Below are 24,909 nucleotides of genomic sequence, written 5' to 3' on the forward strand. Positions count from 1 at the left end.
ACAGGAAAGCGAACCTTCCAAAGTGGCAATCCCACCCAGCAGGGCGGGCCGCGCGAATGAACCCATTTACCTATTTAAGGAACACCCCATGTACGCGGTCGTAAAAACCGGTGGCAAGCAGTATCGCGTTGCCGCTGGCGAAAAACTCAAGATAGAACAGATACCGGCAGACATTGGGCAAGAAATCACCCTGGACCAAGTGCTGTCCGTGGGCGAAGGCGACCAACTGAAAGTTGGCACGCCCCTCGTCTCCGGCGCTGTGGTCAAGGCAACGGTTCTTGCGCAAGGCCGCCACGACAAGGTCAAGATCTTCAAGATGCGCCGTCGCAAGCACTATCAGAAGCGTCAGGGCCACCGTCAGAACTACACCGAAATCCGCATCGAAGCCATCACGGCTTAAGTAGCGACTCGGTACCACTTAGCAGGAGCTAAACATGGCACAGAAAAAGGGCGGCGGCTCTACGCGAAACGGACGCGACTCAGAATCAAAGCGTCTGGGCGTCAAGACTTTCGGCGGTGAACTGATTCCCGCTGGTTCGATCATCGTGCGTCAGCGCGGTACTCGTTTCCACGCTGGCGTGAACGTCGGCATGGGCAAGGACCACACCCTGTACGCGCTGATCGACGGCAAGGTTCAATTCGGCTTCAAGGGCGCGTTGAACAAGCAAACCGTTTCGATCATCGCTGCCGAGTAATCGGACTAGCCACGGTCAGCGCAACGCGGTTTACCGCGTTGCCGAACGGCAAAAGCCCTGTCGCATGCGGCAGGGCTTTTTTGTTTTAAGCTTTTTTGTTTATGGCAATTGGCGAGTAAAGTTTCCAATGCCACCTGGCAGCGCCCCATGGCGGGCAACTGTCCTATTTACCCACTACACGCGCAGACACCATGAAATTCGTAGACGAAGCCACCATTGAAGTGGTCGCCGGCAAAGGCGGCAATGGCGTGGCGAGCTTTCGCCGCGAAAAGTTCATCCCCAAAGGGGGCCCGGACGGCGGCGACGGCGGCCGCGGCGGCACCATCTATGCCGTTGCAGACCGCAATATCAACACGCTGATCGATTTCCGCTACGCACGCCTGCATCGCGCCAAGGGCGGCGAAAACGGCCGCGGCTCGGACCAATACGGCGCAGCGGCTCCGGACATCACCCTGCGCGTGCCCGTGGGCACCGTTATCCATGACGCCGAAACCGGCGAAGTCCTGTTCGACATGGACACCCATGACCAAAAGGTCGTGCTGGCTGCCGGTGGCCAGGGCGGCATGGGCAACATCCACTTCAAGTCCAGCTTGAACCGCGCCCCGCGCCAGTGGACGCCCGGCAAGGAAGGCGAACATCGCTACCTGCGCATGGAACTGAAGGTGCTGGCGGACGTGGGCCTGCTGGGCATGCCCAACGCCGGCAAGTCGACGCTGATCACGCGCATCTCGAACGCGAAGCCGAAGATCGCCGATTACCCGTTCACCACGCTGCACCCCAACCTGGGCGTCGTGCGTACGTCGCCGTCGCGCAGCTTCGTCGTGGCCGACATTCCCGGCCTGATCGAAGGCGCGTCCGAAGGCGCCGGCCTGGGCCACCTGTTTCTGCGCCACCTGGCGCGCACCCGCGTGCTGCTGCACCTGGTTGACGTGTCCACGCCCGACCCCGATGCAGATCCGGTCGAGCAAGCCGTGGTCGATGCGCGCGCCATCGTCGAAGAGCTGCGCCGCTACGACCCCGAACTGGCCGCCAAGCCGCGCTGGTTGGTGCTGAACAAGCTGGACATGGTGCCGGACCCCGAAGACACCAAGCGCCGCTTCCTGGAACTGTACGACTGGAAGGGCCCCGTGTTCGCCATTTCCGGCCTGACGGGCGAAGGCACGCAAGACCTGCTGTACGCGCTGCAAGACTACCTGGACGCCGAGCGCGAAAAGGAACACCTGTCGAGCGACCAGGCGGACGGCACCTATGTGGCGCCGGACCCCCGCTTTGACGACACGCGGTCCGACGCCGACAAGCCGGCCGCGCCGCGCGGCGGTGACGAATAAGCCATAATCGCAGTCCTTTCGATTACGTCTTTTTTCGCCGCAGCCGGCGCCTACCATGTCTGCTGAAACACCTGCCGTTTCCGTCGTCACCCACGCCCAGCGCCTGGTCGCCAAAGTTGGCTCGTCGCTGGTCACCAACGAAGGCCGCGGCCTGGACCGCGCCGCCGTCGCGCACTGGGCCTCGCAGATCGCTGCCTTGCACAAGCAGGGCAAGCAGATCGTGCTGGTCTCCAGTGGCGCCATCGCCGAAGGCATGGCGCGGCTGGGCTGGCGCAAGCGCCCTTCCGTCATGCACGAATTGCAAGCCGCCGCCGCCGTCGGCCAGATGGGCCTGTGCCAGGCCTACGAAGCGGCGTTCGCCGAGTACGGCCTGCGCACCGCGCAGATTTTGCTGACGCACGAAGACCTGGCCGATCGCCACCGCTACCTGAACGCCCGCAGCACGCTGTTCGCGCTACTGCGCCTGGGCGTGGTGCCGATCGTGAACGAAAACGACACGGTCGTCACCGACGAAATCCGCCTGGGCGATAACGACACGCTGGGCGCGCTGGTCACCAATCTGATCGAAGCCGACACGCTGATCATCCTGACGGATCAGCGCGGTTTGTACGATTCCGATCCTCGCAAGAATCCCGACGCTACATTCATGTCGCACGCGCAAGCGGGCGACCCGGCGCTGGAAGCGATGGCCGGCGGCGCAGGCAGCGGCATCGGCACGGGCGGCATGCTGACCAAGGTGCTGGCCGCCAAGCGCGCGGCGCACAGCGGCGCGCACACCATCATTGCCTCAGGCCGCGAGCGCAACGTGCTGACGCGATTGGCACAGGGCGAATGCATCGGCAGCGAACTGCGCGCCGTGCTGCCTGTGTGGTCCGCCCGCAAGCAGTGGCTGGCCGACCACCTGCGCCTGCGTGGCCGCGTGGTGCTGGACGACGGCGCCGTGCAGGCCCTGATGCGCGAAGGCAAGAGCCTCTTGCCCATCGGCGTGACCGACGTGCAAGGCGAGTTCGGCCGTGGCGACGTGGTGGCCTGCGTGGACAGCCAGGGCATCGAATGCGCGCGCGGTCTGATCAACTATTCGTCTGTCGATACGCGACGCATCCTGCGCCAGCCTTCGTCGCAGATCGCTCGCATCCTGGGCAGCATGACCGAACCCGAGCTCATGCATCGGGATAACCTGGTCGTTCTCTAATCCTGCGGTTCTTGCGGCGGGCTGTGCTGAAGCAAGATATAGCCCCAACCGCGCACGGCCAACACCGGCAGTTCAATATCGAAGCGGCGCGCCTTGGTGCGCAGCCGCGACACCAGCACGTCAACGCTGCGTGCGCCCTCGCGAGGATTGCACGGAAAGAAGCGATCGCGCCGCAGGCACTGGCCGGGCGCCCTTAGCAAGCGGACAAAAAAGTCGCGTTCGGTCAGCGTCAATGGCAAGCGTTCGCCGGCTGGGCCTGACAGCACGCGTTGGTCCAAGCGCCATGCAGGGCCGTCGGTGGAAGGCGGCAAGAGCCGGCGCCGCACATTGCGCAGCAACGCGTCCCATTCCTCGGGCTCCATACGGGCCGAACTATAAAAGTCCACACCCGCCTCCAGCGCCTCGACCCGTTCGCGCGCCGAGGCCACCGGCGACTGCCACACCACCGCCGCGTCCGGCGCCGCGCGGCGCAAGGCCGCGATCAGCTTGGGGACCTCGGCGCCCTGCCCACGCAACACCATCGCGTCGACATCGTCCGTGCGCAGCCGTTCGAAAAGCTCGTCCGGTGACGCGCACGCGCTGACCTGCCATTGAAAATCACGCAAAGCAGCGACAAAATGATTGCTCGTCATTTCATCAAGTTGCACGACGAACACGTTGCCCCGTTCATGCATGTGTCCTCGCCTCCAAAACTATCACCCAGGTAATGCTTATAACCACCAAAGTAAATCATGAGCAAGCTTCAATCGACTCGTGAAGACATTTTCAGACCGATTGAAGCAAGCCCGTCTTCTGCGTGGTCACACGCAGAAGACGCTCGCTCGTCTTGCGCGAATCTCGCAAAGTGCAATCGCCAGTTACGAAAACGGGCTCCGGCATTCCAGCCGGTCCGTCCGTAAGCTTGCGCAGATTCTGAAGATTGAGCCTGAGTGGTTGGAGACCGGTAAGGGTCCCATGGAACTACCCATGGAAGGCTATGACCTGTCAGATACGCTGCCCGCGGCGGGCGTCGCCGAGACCATGCCACGCATGGCCCGACGGCCCCGTCCGCAAGCGCCCTGGCCGTTTCCCAACATTGCGCCGTCGCAATTCGACGGCCTGACACCCGATGATCGCGCCATGCTTGAAGCACTGACGCAAACCTTCATCGAGACCGCGCAAGCGCGTCGCACGGTCAAGCCGCGCGGCCGCAAAATCGGCTGATTCATCCTCCCATCCGATGCGCGCGATGGCCGCGCCGTCGGTTGCGGGCAAAAAAAATATCCGCACCTTTCGGTGCGGATATTTTGATTCAAGCGCCTGCAAATAACCAACTTCTGCCGCTTTTGCGACCTCGGCTTATCCGCAGGAAGATCGGTGATCAGTGATCAGGGCTTGGGCGTAGGTGCGGGCGCGGCGCCGCCGGCAGCCGGAGCGGGCGGTGCATCACCACGGATCTTGGCGGCGATTTCGGACGCGGCTTGCGCCGACGCAACACCAAAGGCCAACACGCCACGGTTCAGGGGTTCGGCGATGCTCGGGGCGGCGACCAGTTCCTGATCGATCACCAGCGCCAGGCGGTTGCCGACGTTCTTGGTGCTGACGTCGGTCAGCTTGCGCGCGCCGGCTTCAGAGAAGCGCAGGCCCACGAAGTTCTGGCCTTGGCGGTCGACCAACGCGGCGGCGTCGGTGAGATCCGCGCGCGTCAGCACGGGCACTTCCTGCATGTAGAGCTTGCCGTCGGGCAGTGCGATTTCGCGCAGGCCGGGGCCGGGCTGTTGTTGCGCCAGGTAGAAGTCCACCGAGGATGCGGTCGCCGGCACGCTCGACTGCTGGCCGGCTTCGGGCGTGGCCGCGGCGCCGGACGGTTTCGTCGGGGCGGTCTTGCAACCCGCCAGCGCCAACGTCACGACAACCAGGGCGGGCGCCAATTTGCGTAGGGTCAGTTGCATGCTCGATTCCTTCTTTTAAGTTAGCTATGCCCGGCGAGTCGATGGCAGGCCGGGCGTTGGTTGGAAAAAAGTGTACCGAACCTAAATGACGGTGTCGCCCCAGACTGAATCCAAATGTAAAGCAGTAATACCAGCTCTCGGAAGCAAGCGTTCTTTGAATGATTTCATGCGCACAAATCATCATATGCGCCGGGCCGCGTTGGCGCGATCTATACTTCGCTTTCGCGCAGGGGTACTCGTCCCGCCTTTTCAGGCGGCGCCGGGTTGAGAGAGTCCCTTCGTACCAGTACGGATAATGCCGATGCTGGGAGCCGTATTTCCGCCAGGCGTCGCTGCACGCCTGGCGGAAGTCCATTCCCGATCGGCTCCAACCACTTGCTTGGAGCTTTCCATGAACGCCAATCCCAAATTCCTGGCCGCTACCGCCGAAGTCGACGCGGCGGCCGTCGCACCGCTGCCCAGATCGCGCCGTGTGTATGAGACGGGCTCGCGCCCCGACATCCGCGTGCCGTTTCGTGAGATCGAGCAGGACGACACGCCGACCATGTTCGGCGGAGAAAAAAATCCGCCGCTGACCGTCTACGATTGCAGCGGCCCCTACACCGACCCCGATGCCAAGATCGATATCCGCCGCGGCCTGCCCGAGCTGCGCCGCGCCTGGATCGAAGAGCGCGCCGACACCGACGTGCTGTCCGGCCCGACCAGCGACTACGGTAAGGCGCGCCTGACCGACCCGAAGCTGACGGCGATGCGGTTCGACCTGCAACGCCCGCCGCGACGCGCCAAGGCGGGCGCCAACGTATCGCAGATGCACTATGCGCGGCGCGGCATCATCACGCCGGAAATGGAATTCGTGGCGATCCGCGAAAGCCTGCGCCGCGAGCACTACCTGCAAACGTTGCGCGACAGCGGTCCCGATGGCGAAAAGATGGTCAAGCGCCTGCTGCGCCAGCACCCCGGCCAATCGTTCGGCGCCGCCATCCCCGCCGCCATCACGCCGGAATTCGTGCGTGACGAAATCGCGCGCGGGCGCGCCATCATCCCGGCCAACATCAACCACCCCGAAGTCGAGCCCATGGCTATCGGCCGCAACTTCCTGGTGAAGATCAACGCCAACATCGGCAATTCAGCCGTCAGCTCGGGCATCGGCGAAGAAGTTGAGAAGATGACGTGGGCAATACGCTGGGGCGGCGACACGGTGATGGATCTGTCCACCGGCAAGCACATCCACGAAACGCGCGAATGGATCATCCGCAATTCGCCGGTGCCCATCGGCACCGTGCCGATCTACCAGGCGCTGGAAAAGGTGGATGGCAAGGCCGAGGACCTGACGTGGGAGATCTTTCGCGACACGCTTATCGAACAGGCCGAGCAAGGCGTGGACTACTTCACCATTCACGCGGGCGTGCGGCTGCCGTTCATTCCGATGACGGCGGATCGCATGACGGGCATCGTGTCGCGCGGTGGCTCGATCATGGCCAAGTGGTGTCTGGCGCATCACAAGGAAAGCTTCCTGTACGAGCGCTTTGAAGACATCTGCGAGATCATGAAGGCGTATGACGTGAGCTTCTCGCTGGGCGACGGGCTGCGTCCGGGCTCGGGCTACGACGCCAATGACGAAGCGCAATTCGCGGAATTGAAGACCTTGGGCGAATTGACGCAGGTGGCGTGGAAGCACGACGTGCAGGTGATGATCGAGGGGCCGGGCCACGTGCCGATGCACCTGATCAAGGAAAACATGGACCTGCAACTTGAGCACTGCCATGAAGCCCCCTTCTACACGCTGGGGCCGCTGACCACCGATATTGCGCCGGGCTACGATCACATCACGTCGGGCATCGGGGCCGCGCTGATCGGTTGGTACGGCACGGCGATGCTCTGCTATGTGACGCCGAAAGAGCACTTGGGCCTGCCCAACAAGAAAGACGTGAAGGACGGCATCATCACGTACAAGATCGCGGCGCATGCGGCGGACCTGGCCAAGGGCCATCCGGGCGCGGCGATCCGCGACAACGCGCTGTCAAAGGCGCGCTTTGAATTCCGCTGGGACGATCAGTTCAACCTGGGGCTGGACCCGGACACCGCCAAGGAATTCCACGACGAAACGCTGCCGAAGGACTCCATGAAGGTGGCGCACTTTTGCTCGATGTGCGGCCCGCATTTTTGCAGCATGAAGATCACGCAGGACGTGCGCGACTATGCCGCGGCGCAAGGCGTCAGCGAGAAGGACGCCTTGCAGAAAGGCATGCAGGAAAAGTCGGTGGAGTTCGTGAAGAAGGGCGCCGAGGTCTATCACCGGCAATAGACGCTGACTGCGGCGCGGACTGCGGCGCGGACTGCTACCTGATGTGGGAGCAGGCCGCGCGCGCGAAAGCCGCCGGGATCAATGCAATGGCAGTTTGCCTTACAGCAATTTGCCCGGGTTCATGATCCCGGCCGGGTCCATGACTTTTTTGATCTCGCGCATCAGGCGCAGCTCGACCGGGTCCTTGCTGTGCAGGAAGTGGTCGCGCTTGAGTTGGCCGATGCCGTGTTCGGCCGAGATGCTGCCGCCGTAGCGGTTGACCTCGTCCAGCACCGCGTCGGTAATCGCGGCGCCATTCACGGCCACCCAGTCACGCGCCGCGCCGGCGGGGCGGGACAGGTTGTAGTGCAGGTTGCCGTCGCCGAAGTGGCCGAAGATGAACGGGCGAATATCCGGGAACAGCGCACGCACGCGGGCCTCGGCGGACACCATGAATTCGGGAATGCGTTCGATGGGCAGCGACACGTCGTGCTTCAAGTGCGGGCCATCGGCACGCTGCGCTTCGGAGATTTCTTCGCGCAGCTTCCACAGGGTCTGCAATTGCGCCATCGATGCCGACACGGCGGCATCCAGGCACAAGCCGCGTTCCAGCGCCGTGCCGATCACGTTTTCCAGCAAGGCCGTCAGCCCGGCTTCGTCGGCGGTGTCGGCAAGCTCGATCAGCACGTAGGCCGGGTAGCGCTGATCAAACGGTTCTTGCACGCCTTCGGCATGCGTCAGCACCAGGTCCAGGCAGTCGCCAGAGAAATATTCGAACGCCTGCAAGCGCGCGCCGCACTGCTCGAACAGAATCTCGAACAGTTGCAGCGCCTGCGCGGGCGACTCGACCGCCGTCAGCACCACGGAACGCACGTCGGTACGGGGGAACAGCCGCAACGCCACCGCCGTGATCACGCCCAGCGTGCCTTCGGACCCGATCAGCAGCTGCTTCAGGTCGTAGCCCGTGTTGTCCTTGCGCAGTGTGCGCAGGCCATTGAAGATTTCGCCGGTGGGCAGCACGGCTTCCAGGCCCAGCACCAGCTCGCGCGCCATGCCGTAGCGCACCACGTTCACGCCACCGGCATTGGTGGCGACGTTGCCGCCGATCTGGCTGGAATCTTCCGCCGCCAGGCTTAGCGGCAACAGGCGGCCGGCGTCTTGCGCGGCGCGGCGCAGGTTGCCCAGGATGGCGCCCGCCTCGGCCACGAGGGTGTTTGCGACGGTGTCGATGGAACGCACGGCGTTCATGCGCTCCAGGCTTAACACGACGTTCCTGGCGCTGCCGTCAGGCGTGGCGCCCCCGCACAGGCCGGTGTTGCCGCCACGCGGCACAACCGGCACGCCTTCCTGCTGGCACAGGGCCAGGCAGGCGGCCACTTCGGCCGTGTTGCGCGGGCGCACGACGGCTTGGGCGTGGCCGTTGTACAGGCCGCGCCAATCGGACAACCAGGGCGCGATGTCCGCTTCGGCAGTGAACACGGTGTCGGGGCCCAGGGCTTGGACCAGGCGTTGCGGAAAGTCGGATGCGGTCATGATGTCGGCGTGGCTGCGGGAAAAAGTTGATCGAGTTGCAGGCGGGTGGCCGCCTGCTGCAAATGACGGACGGCGGCTTGCCGGGCACGGTCGGGGTTGCGCGCGCGGATAGCTTCGAATACGGCGACGTGTTCCTGGTGCACGGCAGCGGTCAAACCGTCGTGCAAGCGGCTGTTGGACCGCGCGGTGCTGACGGCCAGGCGCAGCTGTCGGTTCAGGTACTGCAACAGGTCTTGATAGCTGCGGTTGTGCGTGGCGGCGGCAATGGCAACGTGAAAAGAGATGTCGTGTTCAACGCCCTGCTCGGGGTGCTCAAGATGCGCTTCAAGCGAGGCCAGCGCCTGGGCCATGGCGGTCAGGTCGGCGGCGTTGCGCCGCATGGCGGCCAGCGCTGCCGCGCCCCCTTCCAGTTCCATGCGCAATTCATAGACGTTGGCCAACTGCTCGCGGTTGACCGCGATGCCGCTGGATACCTGAAACCCCTGCCCGCCGGTGCGCGACACCACGGTGCTGCCCGACCCTTGGCGGCTTTGAATCAGGCCCTGAGCGCGCAGCCGTTCGGTGACTTCGCGGATGACGGCGGCACTGACGCCGTATTGGTCCGCCAGCACGCGGCCGGGCGGCAGCTTGGCGCCAACCGGATGCACGCCGTCGGCGATATCCGTGGCGATCTGCTGGGCGACTTGTTCAGTCAGGGTGAGGCTTTTGGTGAGCATCGGCGGATTATAGACAACTTTTCAGGTTATCTGATAACTTTCAGTCCAGGAATGGATAGGGGCGCGCGATGTCGGTACTGCCGGTACTGGCCGGCGCCGCTGCGGCTCTTACCTCTCTCAGGCCGCCGCCGTCGCGCTGTCGCCGCCGGCCACAGTGGCTTCGTCCACCCGGGCCGCCCCGCCGTCGACTTCGCAGCAGCGGCCACCCCTGGCCTTGGCGCGGTACAGCGCGGCATCGGCCGAATCCAGCGCCGCCTGCGGGTTGCGGTTGCCGGCCGAGATGATCGAGATGCCGATCGACATCCCCACAATCACCCGCGTACCGTCCGCCAACGCGATGGGCTGCAAGGCGTCCAGCAGCAAATGCTCGCCCAGCCGCAGCGCCGCCGTGGCGTCGATGCCGGTGACCAGCACGATGAATTCATCCCCGCCGATGCGAGCCGCCACGTCGTCCACCCGCAGCATGGCTCGCATGCGCCGGGCGATCGTGGTCAACACCAGGTCACCCGCCGCATGCCCGTAGGTGTCGTTGATGCGCTTGAAATCATCCATGTCCATATAGAGCAGCGCCGCGTCGCTGTCGTGCCCGCGCGCACTGGCGCAAACGCGCTCCAGGGCCACTTGCAGGCCGGTGCGGTTGGCCAGCCCGGTCAGCGCGTCTTCATTGGCGCGGCGTTCGCTGGCGCGTTCGGCCAGCATGGTGGAGACCAGGATACGGTTGAGCCGATGTGACGCGATGGTCATGCTGACCAGGTAGAACGGAATCTGGATAAAGACGATGGCCGTAACGATTTCGCCCGTAAACAAGGCGCCCAGGCACATGGGGCCCAGGCTCAGGAAGATCATGGCGGCCACCAGCCGAGGCGCGCCATAGTTGCGAAAGCAGATGCCGCCCGCCATCGCGCCGCAGGATATGCCCGCCAGCGTTGCGGCCAGCCAGTCGCCATTGATGAAGGTGATGAAGACGCCGTACCCCACGCTGAACGCCCACAGCAGCGCCAACAGAATGTAGAGGTCGGTATGGGTGTTGCCGCCCTTGGGCGCGGCGCGCAAGGCCGCGCGCAGGATCGTGACGCGCACGATGGCCAGCACCACTTCCAGCAGCAGCCAGGATATGTATAGCGGTTCGGGCCGCCGCCAGGTCACCACGCCCGAAATCATCAAGGTGTTGATGACGCCGCCGGCAAAGATGGGCAGCGTGCCGAACAGGCTGGCGATCAGCGCGGCACGGATGTCCGCGGGCGTATCCGGCCCGGAATGGGTAAGCCAGCGCGTCAGGCGCCACTTGGGCAAGCTGAACTTCAGTCCTGTTTCCACGCCGTCACGTCCACATTGCCGCCTTTGATTTCGGTAGGCTGGCTGGCGTTATAGCAGGTATTTCAGGCCTTTAATATTGTCCGCAAGGGCAATAAGGGCACGCCGGACCCTGCAATTCGCGTTGCGAAAAAGCCCGTTTCAGCGCCCCCGATGGCCGCAAACGGCGCATTCCGGGTCCCGCTGTACGTTGACGCTGCGCCATTGCATGGTGCGCACATCCAGCCAAAGCAGCCGGCCCGACAGGCTTTCGCCTACGCCGGACAGCAGCTTCAGGGCTTCGGCCGCCTGCATGCTGCCGATGATGCCCACCACCGGGGCAAACACGCCCATGGTGGCGCAGTTGGCTTCCTCGACGTCGTCGGCTTCCGGGAACAGGCAGTGGTAGCACGGCGCGTTGTCGTCGCGCAGGTCGTACACGCTGACCTGCCCGTCAAAGCGGATGGCGGCGCCCGACACCAGCGGCTTGCGATGCTGCACGCAGGCGCGGTTGATGGCGTGGCGGGTGGTGAAGTTGTCGGTGCAGTCCAGCACCAGGTCCGCCGCGGCAACGGCATCGGACAGCGCATCGCCTTGCAAGCGTTCCACGCGGGCATGGACTCGCGCCTGCGGGTTGAAGGCGGCCAGCATGTCACGCCCCGACTCGGCCTTGTGACGGCCGACGCTGGAGGTGGTGTGGAGAATCTGGCGTTGCAGATTGCTGAGCTCGACAGTGTCGTCGTCAGCAAGGGTGATGTCGCCTACACCGGCAGTTGCCAGGTAGAGCGCGGCGGGTGAACCGAGTCCACCCGCCCCTACGATGAGCACACGCGCCGCCAGCAGTTTTTCCTGCCCTTCGATACCCAGCTCGTCGAGCAGGATGTGGCGGGCGTAGCGCAGCAGTTGCTCGTCGTTCATTTGTCCTTGCTGGGCTCGACTCCGGTCGGCGTGATCTTCATGCGCGTGGGAGTGCCGCCACCGGCCTTGGCATCCGCCTTGGCCTGGGCGCGCGCCGAACCCTTCTGTACCGGCTTGCCGGCCAGCACATTCAGCGCTTGTTGCAGTTGGAAGTCGTCCTTGCCGCCAAATTCGAACACCTTGGTCGGCACGTCCACGTTGTCTTGCGCCGAGTTGGACTTCACCTCGTTGGCGGTCTCGGGGTTGGACAGGTGGCGTTGCAGGTCGGCTTCGCGCGGCAGGCGGAACAGGTCGCCGTCGGCCGTGTCGGCAACAACGAAGTCCGGTTCGATACCCGTGGCCTGGATCGAACGACCGCTGGGCGTGAAGTAGCGCGAGGTCGTCAACTTGACGGCGGTGGATTCGGACAGCGGCAGGATCACCTGCACCGAGCCCTTGCCGAACGTGCGGTTGCCCAGCACCTTGGCGCGCTTGTGATCTTGCAGCGCACCGGCCACGATTTCGGAAGCCGAAGCCGAACCGACGTTGACCAGCACCACCATCGGAACCGTCTTGGTCCAGGCCGGCAAGCCGGACAGGTAGTTGCTTTCACCACGAGCGTATTCCGACGGCGTGGCCAGATACTTGTGGCGGGCGTCAGGCGTACGGCCATCGGTGGACACCACCAGGGCATCCGGCGGCAGGAACGCGCCCGACACGCCGATAGCGCTGGTCAGCAAGCCGCCCGGATCGTTGCGCAGGTCCAGCACCAGGCCCTTGGGCGCTTCTTTCGCGCCCAGGTCCTTCAGTTGCTTGGCCAGGTCGGAGCCGGTCTTTTCCTGGAATTGGGCAACGCGGACGTAGCCGATGCCGTTATCCAGCATCTTGCTGCGCACGCTGCGAACCTTGATGACGTCGCGAACGATCTTCAGCACGATGGGCTGAGGACGGTCGGCGCGCATGATGGTCAGCGTGATGGGCGACTTGGGCGCGCCACGCATGAGCTTGACCGCATCGTTCAGGGTCATGCCCTTGGTGGGCGTGTCATCGATCTTGATGATGAGGTCACCGGCCATGACGCCGGCGCGCGCGGCGGGCGTATCTTCGATGGGCGAGATGACCTTGACGAAGCCGTCTTCCGCGCCAACTTCGATACCCAGGCCGCCGAACTCGCCTTGGGTCGCCGTCTGCATTTCACGGAACGCGTCGGCATCCAGATAGGCCGAATGCGGGTCAAGGTTCGAGACCATGCCCGAGATCGCGTTGTCGATCAGGGTCTTGTCGTCGACCGCTTCGACATAGTTGTTCTTGATGGCCGCGAAAACATTGCTCAGTTGCCTGAGCTCGTCCAAGGGCAAAGGGCTGCCGCGCTGGGCGACTGCCGTCACCCCTACGCTAAGCAATACGCCAGCCACCGCACCGATGGCAATCAGACCGAAACCGCGAAACTTGCGAGTGCCCATGCACACTTCCCGAATTTTGTTTTCGCCGATGGGGGTTTGGTAATTTACCAACGACTTGTACCTACCAACCTATTGGGCCAGCCACTGGGCCGGGTCCACAGGAGCGCCACGATGGCGAATTTCAAAGTATAGGCCGGATTCCACTTGGCCGCCGGTTGCCCCTACCGTAGCAATAGTATCGCCACCTGTCACCGAATCCCCCACCCGTTTGAGCAGACTTTGGTTGTAAGCATAGACCGTCAGGTATTGTTGCCCGTGATCCACGATGATGAGGTTGCCAAAACCACGCAGCCATTCGGCGTAGACCACCGTGCCGGGGGCCACGACTTTGACGGGCGTGCCCTCGGGCGCGCGCAGCACCACGCCGCGCCAGACGCCGCCGTCGGGGCGGTCGACCCCGAAGCGGCCCTGCACCTGGCCGCGCACCGGCATGGCCAGGCCATGCTTCAGGCCGTTGCCGCCGCCCACGGGCGGGGCAGCACGGGTCTGCTGCGCCGATGCGCTGCGGGTTGGAGTGGTCTCGGCCTCGGCGGGTTCCGCCTTTTTTGGAGGATCTTCCGATTTGGCGGGCGCCTGGGTCGGCGCTTGGGTCGGCGCCTGGGCCGGATCGGTCAGGCGCGTGTGTTTTTGTTCAGCAGGACGTAATCCGGCGGCATCCGGATCGGCGACGGCGACCGGGCCACGGCTTTGGCGCGACGCCGCTTCGACCTGCTCGCGCGCCTGGGCGGCGTCGCGGGCATCGCGGCTATCGCGATCGCGGCGGGCGGCGATTTCGGCAGCCCGCTTGCTATCGGCCTCGGCCTTCTTGCGGGCCTCGTCGGCGCGGCGCTCGGCTTCGGCGCGTTTGCGGGATTCTTCAGCGGCGCGGCGCGCCTCTTCAATGCGGCGGGCCTCTTCGGCTTTCTTGCGTGCCTCTTCGGCCTTGCGAGCTTCTTCGATCTGCTTGGCAATCGCCGCGTCCAGATCGGTGATCAGGCGCGACAGGCGCTGGTCATCACGCCCCAGCTTGTTGGCTTCGGCGCGCTGGGCGGCGATCTGCCCTTCCAGTTGCGCCAACAGCGTGGCGCGTTCTTTCTGCTGCCCGACCAATGCAGCCTTCTGCTCGGACGTTTCGGCCACGACTTTTTCAATCTCGGCACGGCGGGCGTCGGCGCGCGTTTGCAGCGCGGCCAGACGGTCGATGTCGGCCCGCAGTGCCTTGACGGCATTGGCACGTGCCTGCGACACGTAGTCCAGGTAGCCCAGATTGCGGCCCAGCACCTGGGGATCGTCGCCGGACAGCAGCGCTGTCCAGGGCGATAGCCCGCTGGTGTATTGGGTGCGAAGCTGATCGGCCAGTTCGGTACGACGCTTGGCCAGCACCGTTTCCTGCACGCCGATCTGCTTCTCGAGGCTGGTCAGGTCCGTCTGCGCCTGGCGGCCGGCATCGGCCAGTTCGCGCAGGCGCAGATTGATCTTCGAGATGGCCGATTCCGACTGCTTGAGCGCGTCGGCGGCTTCCTTGCGGGCGGCTTCGCGCCCGTCGATCTCTTTTTGCAGATTCTCGATACGGTCGCGCAGCGCCGCCTGCTGACGCTCGGCGTCAGACTGGCGGCCGGCAAGGTCGTTGGGCGCGGCACGAGCCGATAGCGCCCCACCGGTCAACATGACCGCCAACAACAACCCTGCCGTGCGACGCATAGAGATATCAGTCCTTCTTAGCCTTGCCTTGAGCGGCAACCGCAGCCATGGCCGCCTCGATCTCGGCGGCATCGCCCAGATAATAGTGGCGGATCGGGCGCAGGTCATCATCCAATTCGTAGACCAGCGGCTGGCCAGTGGGGATGTTCAGGTTGACGATGTCGTCATCGGACACGTTGTCCAGATGCTTGATCAGCGCGCGCAGGCTGTTGCCGTGGGCGGCGATCAGCACGTTGCGACCGGCGCGGATGGCCGGGGCGATGGAATCGTTCCAGAACGGCAGCACCCGGTTCACGGTGTCTTTCAGGCACTCGGTGGCGGGCAGCTGATCGGCCGGGATCTTGGCGTAGCGGCTGTCAAAACGCGGGTGGCGTTCGTCGTCCAGCGACAACGGTTCCGGGGCGATGGCGTACGCGCGGCGCCAGATCAGGACCTGTTCGTCGCCGTACTTGGCGGCGGTTTCAGCCTTGTTCAGGCCTTGCAGCGCGCCGTAGTGGCGTTCGTTCAGGCGCCAGTTCACACCCACCGGGGTGTACATCGCGTCCATGGCGTCCAGCGCGATCCACAAGGTGCGGATGGCGCGCTTGAGCACCGACGAGTACGCCAGGTCGAACGTGTAGCCTTCTTTCTTGAGCAGTTCGCCGGCTCGGCGAGCCTGTTCGCGGCCGGTTTCGGTCAGGTCGACGTCGGTCCAGCCGGTGAAGCGGTTTTCCAGATTCCACTGGCTTTCGCCGTGGCGCATCAGAACAAGTTTATGCATGGTTTGGCACGCTTTCCGCGCGGGTTAAAGTTAAAGGATGGTTAAAGAATGCGCTCATTTTATAATTGAGTGATTTTGCCCTTGATTTTGCCCCGGCGCACTCGTCCAATTCCCTGGCGCGGCGCCCGCGGGTTGGCCGAGGGTTCGCCCATATCCGGCTAGCTGCCGCACTTCAGGATGACCCGTGGATCTTTTGCAATTCTTGCTCGATAAAAACAACGTCTTCATCGTCGGCGTCGCCGTGATCTCCGGCGTGATGCTGGCGATTCCCGCCCTGCGCAAGGGCCGCAGCGGCTCGGCCGTCAGCACTGGCGAGGCCATCCAGATGGTGAACCAGCGCAACGCCGTCTGGGTGGACGTGCGTCCCGTCGAACAATTCCAGGCCGGCCACATCGCCCAGGCACGAAATGTGCCGGCAGCCGACATCGAACAGAAAGCCGCCTCGCTGCCCAAGAACAAGCCGCTGGTTGTGGTTTGTGACAATGGCCGCGATTCGGCCCGCGTGGCCGCCAAGCTGCGCGCGCAAGGCTTTGCCGACGCGGTGCCGCTCGATGGCGGCATGCGCGCCTGGTCGGCCGCCAGCCTGCCGGTCACCCAAAAGGGCTGAACCGGGGCTGTCCCATCATCAATCTTGAATCTATCGAGGAGCGCCTATGAATAAAGTCGTCATGTACAGCAAGGACTACTGTCCCTATTGCTCACGCGCGAAGGCCCTGCTCGAGCAGCGTGGCGTGACCGACCTGGAAATCATCCAGATCGACCGCGATCCGTCACAGCGCGATGTCATGATCGAACGTACCGGCCGACGCACCGTGCCGCAAATCTTCATCGGCGATACTCATGTCGGCGGTTGCGACGACCTGATGGCCCTGGACCGCTCGGGTGGCCTTGCCCCCCTGCTGAACGGCTAATCGCCTCTACTTTTGCCCCCTCCACCAACGGAATCACTCATGGCTGATCAAGACCAAAACACCCAGCAAGAAGGCGGCAACGACGCGCCCTCGTTCAACCTGCAACGCGTCTACCTGAAAGACCTTTCGCTGGAAATGCCGAACGCGCCTCACGTCTTCCTGGAGCAAGAAGCGCCCCAGGTTGAAGTCAGCATCACCGTGGGCGGCCAGCGTCTGGCCGACACCGTGTTCGAAACCACGGTCACCGTCACCGTCACCACCCGCATCAACGACAAGGTCGTGTACTTGGTCGAAGGCACGCAAGCCGGCATCTTCGAAGCGGCCAACATCCCCGAAGAACAGCTGGATCCGCTGCTGGGCATTGTTTGCCCGACGATGCTGTACCCGTACCTGCGCGCCAACATCGCCGACGCGATCACGCGCACCTCGATGCCGCCGCTGCACCTGACCGAAGTGAACTTCCAAGCGCTGTACGAACAGCGCCTGGCCGAGTTGCAACAGCAGCAGCAAGGCGCCGCCAACGGCAACGGCAATGGCAGCGATTCGGGCATCATCCTGCCCGCCAGCGCCACCCGCCAGTAAGCGCGTCCGCCCCGATGAACCATCCCGCTCTGCCGCGCTTGCGCGTTGCCGTCCTGGGTGCGGGAAGTTGGGGCACCGCGCTGGCGGCGGCCGCCAGCCGCCGCCACCCCACCGTCCTTTGGGCGCGCGACGCCGCGCAGGCCGCCGACATGGCCGCCTCGCACGAAAATGCGCGCTACCTGCCGGGCATCACCCTGCCCCCATCCCTGAATTTTTCGTCCGATCTTGACGCCACGCTGCGCAGCCTGCAAGCGGACGACGCGCGTGCGCTGATCGTGCTGGGCGTGCCCGTGGCCGGCCTGGCCGCGACCTGTCGTGAACTGGCCCGCCGCCTGCCGGTGCTGGGCCTGCAAGACACCCCTGTCGTCTGGACGTGCAAGGGCTTTGAAGCCGACACGGCCAGGCTGCCCCACGAGATCGTGCGCGAGGCCCTGCCCGGCGCAATCGGCGGCGCCTTGTCCGGCCCCTCGTTTGCGCGCGAAGTGGCCCAGGGCCTGCCCGTGGCGCTGACCGTGGCCAGCACCCATACCGCCTTGCGCGATGCCACCACCGCCGCCTTGCACGGCGCGGCGCTGCGCGTCTACGCCAGCTCGGACCTGGTCGGCGTGGAAGTCGGCGGCGCCCTGAAGAACGTGATCGCGGTGGCCTGCGGCATCGGCGACGGCCTGGCGCTGGGCACCAACGCACGCGCCGCGCTGATCACGCGCGGCCTGGCGGAAATGACGCGCTTTGGCGTCGCGCTGGGTGCGCGTGGCGAAACGTTTGCCGGGCTGACCGGCCTGGGCGACCTGGTCCTGACTGCCACCGGCGAACTATCCCGCAACCGCCGCGTGGGCCTGGAAATCGGCGCCGGACGCAAGCTGGCCGACATCCTGGCCAGCGGCATCACGGCAGAAGGCGTGCGTTGCGCCCGCGCCGCGCGTGACCGCGCCCGCGCCATCAATGTCGAACTGCCCATCACCGAAGCCGTCTGCGCCGTGTTGTTTGACGGCGTCGCCCCCATGACCGCCGTGTCGGCCTTGCTGGCGCGCGACCCGCGCGATGAAAGCGCCGACGAAATTGCGAACGTCAGCGCGCACGCCAGCGGCCCGCTGGACGAATCCCTGGGCGGCCATCTTTGATTTCTTCCTGACAACAAAAAACCTGCCCATCCCGAGGAGACATCCTTCATGACGCAAACCCGACAATTCCGGGTCGGCCCGCTTCTGCGCGGCCTGTGCCTCAGCCTGGCCGCCGTGTTGCCGGCCGCCGCCCACGCCGACTGGCCGGATCACCCCATCCACATGGTGGTGCCGTTTCCGCCGGGCTCGTCCCCGGACATCCTGGCGCGGACGATTTCCGAGCCGCTGTCGCAGGCGCTGGGCCAGCCCATCGTGATCGACAACAAGCCGGGCGCCGGCGGCAACATTGGCACGCGCGTGGTTTCGCAGGCCAAGCCTGACGGCTACACGCTGCTCTACACGATCAACGGCCCGCTGGTCACCGCTCCTACGCTGTACAAGAAAACGCTGGGCTACGACCCGGTCAAGGACCTGGCGCCAGTCAGCCTGGTGGGCACCAGCCCCAACGTGCTGGTCGTGCCGGGCAGCCTGAAGGTCGATAACGTCCAGGACTTCGTCAAGCTGGTCAAGGGACGCGGCAATTCGCTGAACTACGGGTCGGTGGGGCCGGGAAGTTCGGCGCATCTGGCCATGGAGATGTTCAAGGAAAGCGCGGGCGTGGACCTGGCGCACATCCCCTATTCCGGGTTCCCGCAGGTCATTACCGCCATCATCGGCGGCGACGTGCAGGCCGGCTTCATGGTGCCCGCCATCGCGGTGCCGCAGGCGCGCGACGGCAAGGCCAAGCTGTTGGCGGTGACCAGCCTGCAACCCAGCGAAGCGCTGCCGGGCGTGCCGACGATGGCCTCGCAAGGCTATCCCGACTTCGAAGCCATTTCGTGGAACGCGGTGCTGGTTCCGGCGGGCACGCCCACGCCCATCATCGAACGGCTGAACAGCGAACTGGCGCGCGTCATCAACAGCGACGCCGTGCGCAAACAGTTGGCGCTGCAGTACTTCACCCCGGCCCCGTCCACGCCCGAGGCGCTGACCCTGCGCATCAAGAACGAAAAAGCGCGTTGGGACCAGGTGATTGAAAAGCTGAAGCTGTCGCTGGATTGAAGCCTGGACCGGCAGGCCCGGCCCCGACCTTACGGGGCCTGCCGCCGCCGGCTTATGAACCGCCTTCGAAGCCCTGCTGACGCCAGGCTTCGAACACCGTCACCGCGACGGCGTTGGACAGATTCAAGCTGCGCTGGCCGGCACGCATGGGCAGCCGCAGGCGCTGCTGCGGCGGGAACATCGCCTGATGTTCGTCCGACAGCCCGGCCGTCTCGCGGCCGAAGACAAACACATCGCCCGGCTTGAACGCCACGTCGGCCACGCTGCGCTGGGCGTGCGTGGTCAGCGCGTAGATGCCAGACGTGTCCGCGCCGGTGTCATCCAGCGCATCCTGCAATGTGTCGTGCACCCGCACGGGCTGCCACTCGTGATAGTCCAGCCCGGCGCGCCGCATGCGGGCGTCATCCAGTTCGAATCCCAGCGGGCGCACCAGGTGCAATTGGGCGCCCGTATTGGCGCACAGCCGGATGGCGTTGCCGGTGTTGGGGGGAATCTCGGGGCAGACGAGGATGACGTGGAACATGGCGATAGGAAGCTGAGGCTAAGACGGCTGGCGGCGCCAGAGTGGCCGCGTGGCGGAATTGTCGCCGATTTGGGCGGGGCAAGCTGCCGTCGGTGATCAGGGCGTGCGGGCGGCCACCAGCACCGTCACACCGGCCGCGCCCGCCGCGATCAAGGCGGTGGCGGCGGCTTGCACGGTGCTGCCTGTGGTCATCACGTCATCCACCAACGCCACATGGCGGCCGCGCACCACCGGGGTAGCGCCGAACAGGCCTGCCACCACGCGACGCCTGGCGCGGCGCCCCAAGCCCGTCTGCCGGGGTGTCTCGCGCAGCCGCCGTAGCGCCTGGCGCGCCAGCGGCACATCCAGCTGCGTGGCCAGGCTGCGCGCAATCTCGGCTGCGGGATTCATGCCGCGGATGCGTAACGATGCGCGGCTGGCCGGCACCGGCGCCAGCAACACGCCTTGCGGCAAACCGCCGTCGCGCCGGATGGCGTCGGCCAGCAAGCACGCAAGCACCGGCGCCATGCTCAGCCGCAGCTGGGTCTTCAGCATGCGGATCAGCGCATCGGCGGGCGGCGTGTAGTCAAAGGCCGCGATGGTCCGCCCGTAGGCGCGCGGCGCGCCCAGGCAAGCGGGACATGCCGACGCCGCAACAGGCAGCCGCAATGCACAGCGCGGACAACGCGGCCGGGCGCCCGGCGGCGGGGCGGTGATATCGGCCGCACAGCCGCTGCACAGGCGCGCGCCCGCCACACGGGTGCCGCACAGCGGGCAGTCGCAGCCCACGCGGGACCAGAGACGCCGCCCCAAGGCCAGTAGGGGCAATCGAAGGCAGCGGCCGGGATGCGCAATAATGGATGCCATCCCTTATGTAATCATGTTCCGCCCCGTGGCCAAGACGCGGGCGCGACCGAAATGTCCCTTCCAGAATCCGCACCGCTACCCTCTCTTCCTATCGTCAGCACCGACGTGCCCAAGCAATTCGCCCGTCGTGGCGACTTGTCCGACGCGCAATTTCTTTACGGTGAAGTGGCGCGCCGCATGTTGGGGCGCTTGCAGTACATCCGGGTACAGCCTCAGGCGATGCTGGATGCAGGCTGCGGCGCGGGCGACAACCTGCCGCTGCTGCGCGAACGCTACCCCGACACGGCTTATACCGGCCTGGACAACTGCGCACCGCTGCTGGAATTGGCCAGAAAGCGCCATGCACCGGCCGGCCTGGGCGCCTGGATCGGCAAGCTGGCGCGGCGCGGGCCGGCCGCCCCCGCGTTCGTCAACGCCGATCTTGCCGAAACGGGCTTGCCTCCGGAATCGCTGGAGCTGGTGTGGTCGAACCTGGCCATGCACTGGCACCGCGCGCCACACGCCGTCCTGGCCGAGTGGCGCCGCATCTTGAAGGTGGGCGGGCTGGCGATGTTTTCCTGCCTGGGGCCGGCCACCTTGCGCGAGTTGCGGCAAGCACTGACCGACGCGGGCTTATCCACCGCCACGCCTTCCTTTGTGGACATGCATGACTTTGGCGACCTGCTGGTGGAAAACGGCTTTGCCGACCCGGTCATGGACCAGGAAATCCTGACGCTGACCTACCGCAGCTCCGAAAAACTCCTGGCCGATGTGCGCGCGCTGGGCGGCAACCCGGCAGAGGGACGTCGCGGCGGACTAGTCGGCCGCGACTGGCGCGACCGCCTGTGCGCCGCGCTGGAACGGCAGCGCAACGCGGACGGCTTGATCACGCTGAGTATCGAAGTGGCCTACGGCCACGCCTGGCGCGCCGCCGCGCACCGCACGGTAGCCGGAGAAACCCGGCTCTCGGTCAGCGCCATTGGCGGCCGGCAACGCGGCAACTCCTGAAGCGACGGGGCCGGCAGGGGCGGCACGCACCCGCGCGCGTCGCCCTCCTGCCATTGCGCTATCAGTGCAAGCGTTCCGGCAACGGCACGCTGACGCCCGGTTCCGATGCGGACAAGGGCTGCATCGGCTCGGAATTTGCCCGGATGCGACGGCGCAGCACCGCCGTGGGTTCAGCCGGCGCCGCAGCGGGCGCATCACCGCGCCAGGCGTGCGTCATGGCGTCCACCATCAGAGGCAGGTCGCGCAGGCGATGGAACTGGCTACGCAGCCAGCGCGCATCGTTGCCGCTGCGCATGGCATCGTCGCGCAGCGCGGCGATCATGTCGCCCGTGCCCAGCTCTTCCGCCACCGGCATCAGGCGTTGGAACAGCGCACGCAGGTGATCCATCAGGCGCAGACGCTGGCCGTCCGGCGTCACGTAGCTACCTTGCAGGCCAAAGCGGCAAGCCTGGAAATGGTTGCTGCGGTAGGACAGCCAGGCGTTGTCGCTAGGGTCGTCCTCGCGCATCAGCAGCACGGCCAGGGCCTGCGCGAACGCGGCGATCTGGCAAGCGCGCTCAACGGTCAACGGCGTATCGCAGACGCGGATTTCAACCGTGCCGAATTCCGGCTTGGGGCGGATGTCCCAATACAGGTCCTTGATGCTCTCGGCCAAGCCATAGGCGCGCAACTGCGCCAGATGGGCCTCGAACTGATACCAGTCCTTGACCTCGGGCGGCATGTGGCCGGCAAGCGGAAAGCTGTTGACGGCGTTCAAGCGCGAGCAGGAGAACAGCGTGTCCACCCCCTCGCAGTAAGGCGATGAGGCCGACAATGCGATGAAGTGCGGCACGTAGGGCGACAGGCGACGCAGCAACTTGATGGAGTCGTCGCCGCTTTGAACGCCCAGGTGGATGTGCTGGCCGAACACCGTAAATTGACGCGCCAGGTAACCGTACATTTCGGCCAAATACTGGAAACGCGGGGTGTCGGAAATGGAACGCTCTTGCCAGCGCATGAAGGGGTGGGCGCCGCCGCCGGCGACGGACACACCGACCGCATCGGCCGCCTCGACCAGCGCATCGCGCATTTCGCGCATTTCGGCCAACAGGCCCATGGGGTGCTCGTGCACCGAAGAATTCAGTTCGATCATGGACCGCGTGATCTCGGGTTTGACGCGGTCGGCAATGGGGTGATTGGCCATTTGGGCCAGCAGCTCATCAGAGGCTGCGGTCAGGTCAAAACTGCGGGGGTCGATCAGTTGCAACTCTAGTTCGATGCCCAGGGTGTTGGGGGCCGACGAAATGAACGGGATCGGTTCCATTCCGGACTCCTTTGAATGTTTGTATGAGGGGGTGCGCCGTTCGACCTTGAAGCCCGGAGACGTCCCGGGGGGCACTAGACGGCAGCTTGTGAAATGGATGATAGCCGCAGGTTTGTGGCAAAACGATTGAAAATCGTGACATTTGTGTGCAACATCGCGACGCACCTCGTTTTTCCCTCTGAAGATAAGTGAGCAAGCGCTTACAACTCAGGAACGGCGCGGGTCCCCGGCCGATCGGGCGCGCATCGGCAGGAAATATGCGGTTTTCCAGATGGGGTGGGATAACCCTGAAGCGGGTTATCCCTGATCAAAAACGGGGTCCGGCGACCCTTATTTGCGCCAGAAGATGGGCGTGAACAGCACCAGCACCGTCAGCAATTCCAGGCGCCCGATCAGCATGGCGAAGGTGCATACCCAGATCTGGAAATCAGACAGCACCGCAAAACTGCCCATGGGGCCAACCGGGCCCAGGCCGGGCCCCGTATTGTTGATGCTGGCAAAAATGGCCGAGAACGCGGTGATGGGGTCCAGCCCCGACAGCAACAGCAGGCTGGTGAACACGGCGATGGACAGCCCGTAAAACAGCATGAAAGCCAGCACGGACGACATAGTGCGGGTTTCGACGGCCCGGTCGTTGATGCGCACCGGGCTGACGGCATGCGGGTGCAGCATCGTCACCAGCTCGTTGCGCGCCTGCTTGACCAGCAGGATCGCGCGAATCATCTTGATGCCGCCCCCGGTGGATCCGGCCGACGTGGCAAACCCCGACAGCAGCAACATGGTCAGCGGCGCGAACAGGGGCCACTGGGCAAAATCCGTGTTGGCATAGCCGGTGGTGGTGGCCATGGAAATGGTGTTGAACATGCCGTAGCGCAACGCTTCCAGCGGCTCGGCGTAGACGCCCTTGATGTACAGGAACACCGAAATCACCAGGCCCGCGCCCAGCACGACGGCCAGATACGGAATGGCTTGCGGGCATTGAAGGTACGCGTTTGCGCTGCGCTGCCGGAAGGCATTGAAGTGCGTGGCGAAGTTGATGCCGGCGATCAACATGAAGACCATGGCCACCATCTCGACCGCCACGGAGTCAAAGTGCGCGAAGCCGTCGTCCCAGGTGGAGAACCCGCCCAGGCCCATCGTGGTGGCCATGTGGCACCAGGCTTCGAACCAGGACAGCCCCACCGCGCGGTACGCCAGGAAACACAGGATCGAAAACACGAAATACACCGCGTACAGCGCCTTGGCGGTGCTGGCGATGCGCGGTGTCAGCCGTTCGTCTTTCATGGGCCCCGGGGTTTCGGCCCGCACGACCTGATGGCCGCCCACCCCCAACAGCGGCAAAATTGCCACCGCCAATACCAGGATGCCCATGCCGCCGATCCAGATCAGCGTGGCCCGCCACAGGTTGATGGATGGCGGCAAGGTGTCCAGGTGGGTCAGCACCGTGGCGCCGGTGGTCGTCAGGCCGGACATGGCCTCGAAATAGGCGCCGGTAAACGACAGCGGCAAGCCGGCCCGGTGAAAGTAGAGCATCAACGGGATCGAGGCCAGCAACGGCAGGCCGGCCCACACGGCCGACACCAGCACGAAGCCGTCGCGGGCGCGCAGTTCGCAGCGGCTGCGCCGGGTCAACGCGGCAAGCGTCCCCCCGATGCCCATCGAAATCAGGAAGCCATGCAGGAACGCATCGCGCGCGGCATCGCCGCCCACATAGGCGATCAGCAATGGAATCAGCATGGTGAGCGCGAACATCACCATGGTCAGACCCAATATGTACAGGGTGCCCAGGACGCGTTTCATGACAGCCTACCCGGCGGCGCCCG

25 protein-coding genes are annotated in these 24,909 nt (G+C 64.9%); 12 read left to right on the top strand and 13 right to left on the bottom strand.

Translation table 11 applies throughout. The annotated features are described in order from the left end of the window. The first annotated feature begins 88 nt into the window (after positions 1 to 88). The 4 genes from rplU (at position 89) to proB (ending at position 3,215) form a co-directional block, all read left to right on the top strand. Positions 89 to 400, top strand: coding sequence for a 50S ribosomal protein L21 (gene rplU, locus DVB37_RS26100; protein ID WP_006216228.1), 312 nt, complete (start codon positions 89 to 91; stop codon positions 398 to 400). Positions 401 to 434: 34 nt separating this feature from the next. Further along, positions 435 to 695, top strand: a complete 261-nt coding sequence (gene rpmA / locus DVB37_RS26105) for a 50S ribosomal protein L27 (protein ID WP_046803173.1) — start codon at positions 435 to 437, stop codon at positions 693 to 695. Between the two features lie 191 nt (positions 696 to 886). Continuing rightward, positions 887 to 2,023 (top strand): GTPase ObgE, encoded by a 1,137-nt coding sequence (obgE, locus tag DVB37_RS26110; protein WP_046803172.1) that lies wholly within the window; start codon positions 887 to 889, stop codon positions 2,021 to 2,023. Positions 2,024 to 2,078: 55 nt separating this feature from the next. Beyond that, positions 2,079 to 3,215 carry a glutamate 5-kinase gene (gene proB / locus DVB37_RS26115; RefSeq protein ID WP_046803171.1) on the top strand — a complete coding sequence of 379 codons (1,137 nt, stop codon included), beginning with the start codon at positions 2,079 to 2,081 and terminating at the stop codon, positions 3,213 to 3,215. Here proB and DVB37_RS26120 read toward each other — a convergent pair. Then, a complete protein-coding gene (locus tag DVB37_RS26120; RefSeq protein WP_046803170.1) occupies positions 3,212 to 3,889 on the bottom strand; it encodes a transcriptional regulator in 678 nt (225 codons plus the stop codon). The two genes, proB and DVB37_RS26120, sit on opposite strands and share 4 nt — an antisense overlap. Before the next feature lie 79 nt (positions 3,890 to 3,968). Between DVB37_RS26120 and DVB37_RS26125 the strand changes: the two genes are divergently transcribed. Further along, positions 3,969 to 4,418, top strand: coding sequence for a helix-turn-helix domain-containing protein (locus tag DVB37_RS26125; RefSeq protein WP_162941286.1), 450 nt, complete (start codon positions 3,969 to 3,971; stop codon positions 4,416 to 4,418). A gap of 164 nt (positions 4,419 to 4,582) precedes the next feature. Here DVB37_RS26125 and DVB37_RS26130 read toward each other — a convergent pair whose 3' ends face one another. Beyond that, a complete protein-coding gene (locus DVB37_RS26130; RefSeq protein WP_046803168.1) occupies positions 4,583 to 5,146 on the bottom strand; it encodes a hypothetical protein in 564 nt (187 codons plus the stop codon). A gap of 391 nt (positions 5,147 to 5,537) precedes the next feature. On the opposite strand from DVB37_RS26130, the gene thiC reads away from it, so the two are divergent. Further along, on the top strand, positions 5,538 to 7,451 hold the full coding sequence (thiC, locus tag DVB37_RS26135; protein ID WP_104142696.1) for a phosphomethylpyrimidine synthase ThiC: 1,914 nt from the start codon (positions 5,538 to 5,540) through the stop codon (positions 7,449 to 7,451). A gap of 99 nt (positions 7,452 to 7,550) precedes the next feature. Here thiC and DVB37_RS26140 read toward each other — a convergent pair whose 3' ends face one another. The 7 genes from DVB37_RS26140 to gpmA form a co-directional block, all read right to left on the bottom strand. After that, a complete protein-coding gene (locus DVB37_RS26140; RefSeq protein ID WP_120157177.1) occupies positions 7,551 to 8,963 on the bottom strand; it encodes an FAD-binding oxidoreductase in 1,413 nt (470 codons plus the stop codon). Further along, the gene (locus DVB37_RS26145; protein ID WP_120157178.1) at positions 8,960 to 9,679 is read right to left on the bottom strand and encodes a FadR/GntR family transcriptional regulator; all 720 of its coding nucleotides are present in this window, start codon (positions 9,677 to 9,679) and stop codon (positions 8,960 to 8,962) included. Before DVB37_RS26145 ends, DVB37_RS26140 begins: the two co-directional genes overlap by 4 nt. Positions 9,680 to 9,796: 117 nt before the next feature. Beyond that, entirely contained in the window at positions 9,797 to 10,996 is a 1,200-nt protein-coding gene (locus tag DVB37_RS26150) for a diguanylate cyclase (RefSeq protein WP_104142691.1), read from the bottom strand. Positions 10,997 to 11,134: 138 nt separating this feature from the next. After that, positions 11,135 to 11,890, bottom strand: coding sequence for a molybdopterin-synthase adenylyltransferase MoeB (locus DVB37_RS26155; RefSeq protein ID WP_046803163.1), 756 nt, complete (start codon positions 11,888 to 11,890; stop codon positions 11,135 to 11,137). Then, positions 11,887 to 13,332: a S41 family peptidase gene (locus DVB37_RS26160; protein ID WP_046803162.1), complete on the bottom strand. Its 1,446-nt coding sequence runs from the start codon at positions 13,330 to 13,332 to the stop codon at positions 11,887 to 11,889. The genes DVB37_RS26155 and DVB37_RS26160 overlap by 4 nt, the downstream gene beginning before the upstream one ends. A gap of 69 nt (positions 13,333 to 13,401) precedes the next feature. Continuing rightward, complete coding sequence (locus tag DVB37_RS26165; RefSeq protein ID WP_120157179.1) at positions 13,402 to 15,012, bottom strand: murein hydrolase activator EnvC; 1,611 nt, start codon at positions 15,010 to 15,012, stop codon at positions 13,402 to 13,404. A 7-nt stretch (positions 15,013 to 15,019) separates the two neighbouring features. Beyond that, positions 15,020 to 15,772 (bottom strand): 2,3-diphosphoglycerate-dependent phosphoglycerate mutase, encoded by a 753-nt coding sequence (gene gpmA, locus DVB37_RS26170; protein WP_046803160.1) that lies wholly within the window; start codon positions 15,770 to 15,772, stop codon positions 15,020 to 15,022. A gap of 184 nt (positions 15,773 to 15,956) precedes the next feature. On the opposite strand from gpmA, the gene DVB37_RS26175 reads away from it, so the two are divergent. Genes DVB37_RS26175 through DVB37_RS26195 form a run of 5 tightly spaced genes read left to right on the top strand, consistent with a single transcriptional unit; the run spans position 15,957 to position 19,427 of the window. Continuing rightward, the gene (locus tag DVB37_RS26175) at positions 15,957 to 16,379 is read left to right on the top strand and encodes a rhodanese-like domain-containing protein (protein ID WP_046803159.1); all 423 of its coding nucleotides are present in this window, start codon (positions 15,957 to 15,959) and stop codon (positions 16,377 to 16,379) included. Positions 16,380 to 16,425: 46 nt separating this feature from the next. Continuing rightward, on the top strand, positions 16,426 to 16,683 hold the full coding sequence (gene grxC / locus DVB37_RS26180) for a glutaredoxin 3 (RefSeq protein ID WP_006216244.1): 258 nt from the start codon (positions 16,426 to 16,428) through the stop codon (positions 16,681 to 16,683). 39 nt (positions 16,684 to 16,722) lie between these two features. Continuing rightward, entirely contained in the window at positions 16,723 to 17,265 is a 543-nt protein-coding gene (secB, locus tag DVB37_RS26185; RefSeq protein ID WP_006216245.1) for a protein-export chaperone SecB, read from the top strand. 14 nt (positions 17,266 to 17,279) lie between these two features. Further along, positions 17,280 to 18,386 carry an NAD(P)H-dependent glycerol-3-phosphate dehydrogenase gene (locus DVB37_RS26190; protein WP_120157180.1) on the top strand — a complete coding sequence of 369 codons (1,107 nt, stop codon included), beginning with the start codon at positions 17,280 to 17,282 and terminating at the stop codon, positions 18,384 to 18,386. Positions 18,387 to 18,434: 48 nt separating this feature from the next. Further along, on the top strand, positions 18,435 to 19,427 hold the full coding sequence (locus tag DVB37_RS26195) for a tripartite tricarboxylate transporter substrate binding protein (protein ID WP_120157181.1): 993 nt from the start codon (positions 18,435 to 18,437) through the stop codon (positions 19,425 to 19,427). Between the two features lie 52 nt (positions 19,428 to 19,479). Here the strand turns inward: DVB37_RS26195 and DVB37_RS26200 are convergent, their stop codons facing one another. Both DVB37_RS26200 and DVB37_RS26205 read right to left on the bottom strand, forming a co-directional pair. Continuing rightward, complete coding sequence (locus DVB37_RS26200; RefSeq protein WP_120157182.1) at positions 19,480 to 19,950, bottom strand: tRNA (cytidine(34)-2'-O)-methyltransferase; 471 nt, start codon at positions 19,948 to 19,950, stop codon at positions 19,480 to 19,482. 96 nt (positions 19,951 to 20,046) lie between these two features. Next, complete coding sequence (locus DVB37_RS26205; RefSeq protein WP_371683096.1) at positions 20,047 to 20,598, bottom strand: ComF family protein; 552 nt, start codon at positions 20,596 to 20,598, stop codon at positions 20,047 to 20,049. A gap of 249 nt (positions 20,599 to 20,847) precedes the next feature. Between DVB37_RS26205 and DVB37_RS26210 the strand changes: the two genes are divergently transcribed. Beyond that, on the top strand, positions 20,848 to 21,783 hold the full coding sequence (locus DVB37_RS26210; protein WP_120157184.1) for a methyltransferase domain-containing protein: 936 nt from the start codon (positions 20,848 to 20,850) through the stop codon (positions 21,781 to 21,783). Positions 21,784 to 21,844: 61 nt separating this feature from the next. Here DVB37_RS26210 and DVB37_RS26215 read toward each other — a convergent pair whose 3' ends face one another. Both DVB37_RS26215 and DVB37_RS26220 read right to left on the bottom strand, forming a co-directional pair. Further along, on the bottom strand, positions 21,845 to 23,086 hold the full coding sequence (locus DVB37_RS26215) for a YbdK family carboxylate-amine ligase (protein ID WP_046803154.1): 1,242 nt from the start codon (positions 23,084 to 23,086) through the stop codon (positions 21,845 to 21,847). Positions 23,087 to 23,416: 330 nt separating this feature from the next. Beyond that, on the bottom strand, positions 23,417 to 24,886 hold the full coding sequence (locus tag DVB37_RS26220) for a TrkH family potassium uptake protein (protein WP_046803153.1): 1,470 nt from the start codon (positions 24,884 to 24,886) through the stop codon (positions 23,417 to 23,419). Positions 24,887 to 24,909 lie beyond the last annotated feature (23 nt).

The sequence above is a fragment of the Achromobacter sp. B7 genome (genome assembly GCF_003600685.1).
Classification (GTDB): Bacteria; Pseudomonadota; Gammaproteobacteria; order Burkholderiales; family Burkholderiaceae_B; genus Achromobacter; species Achromobacter spanius_B.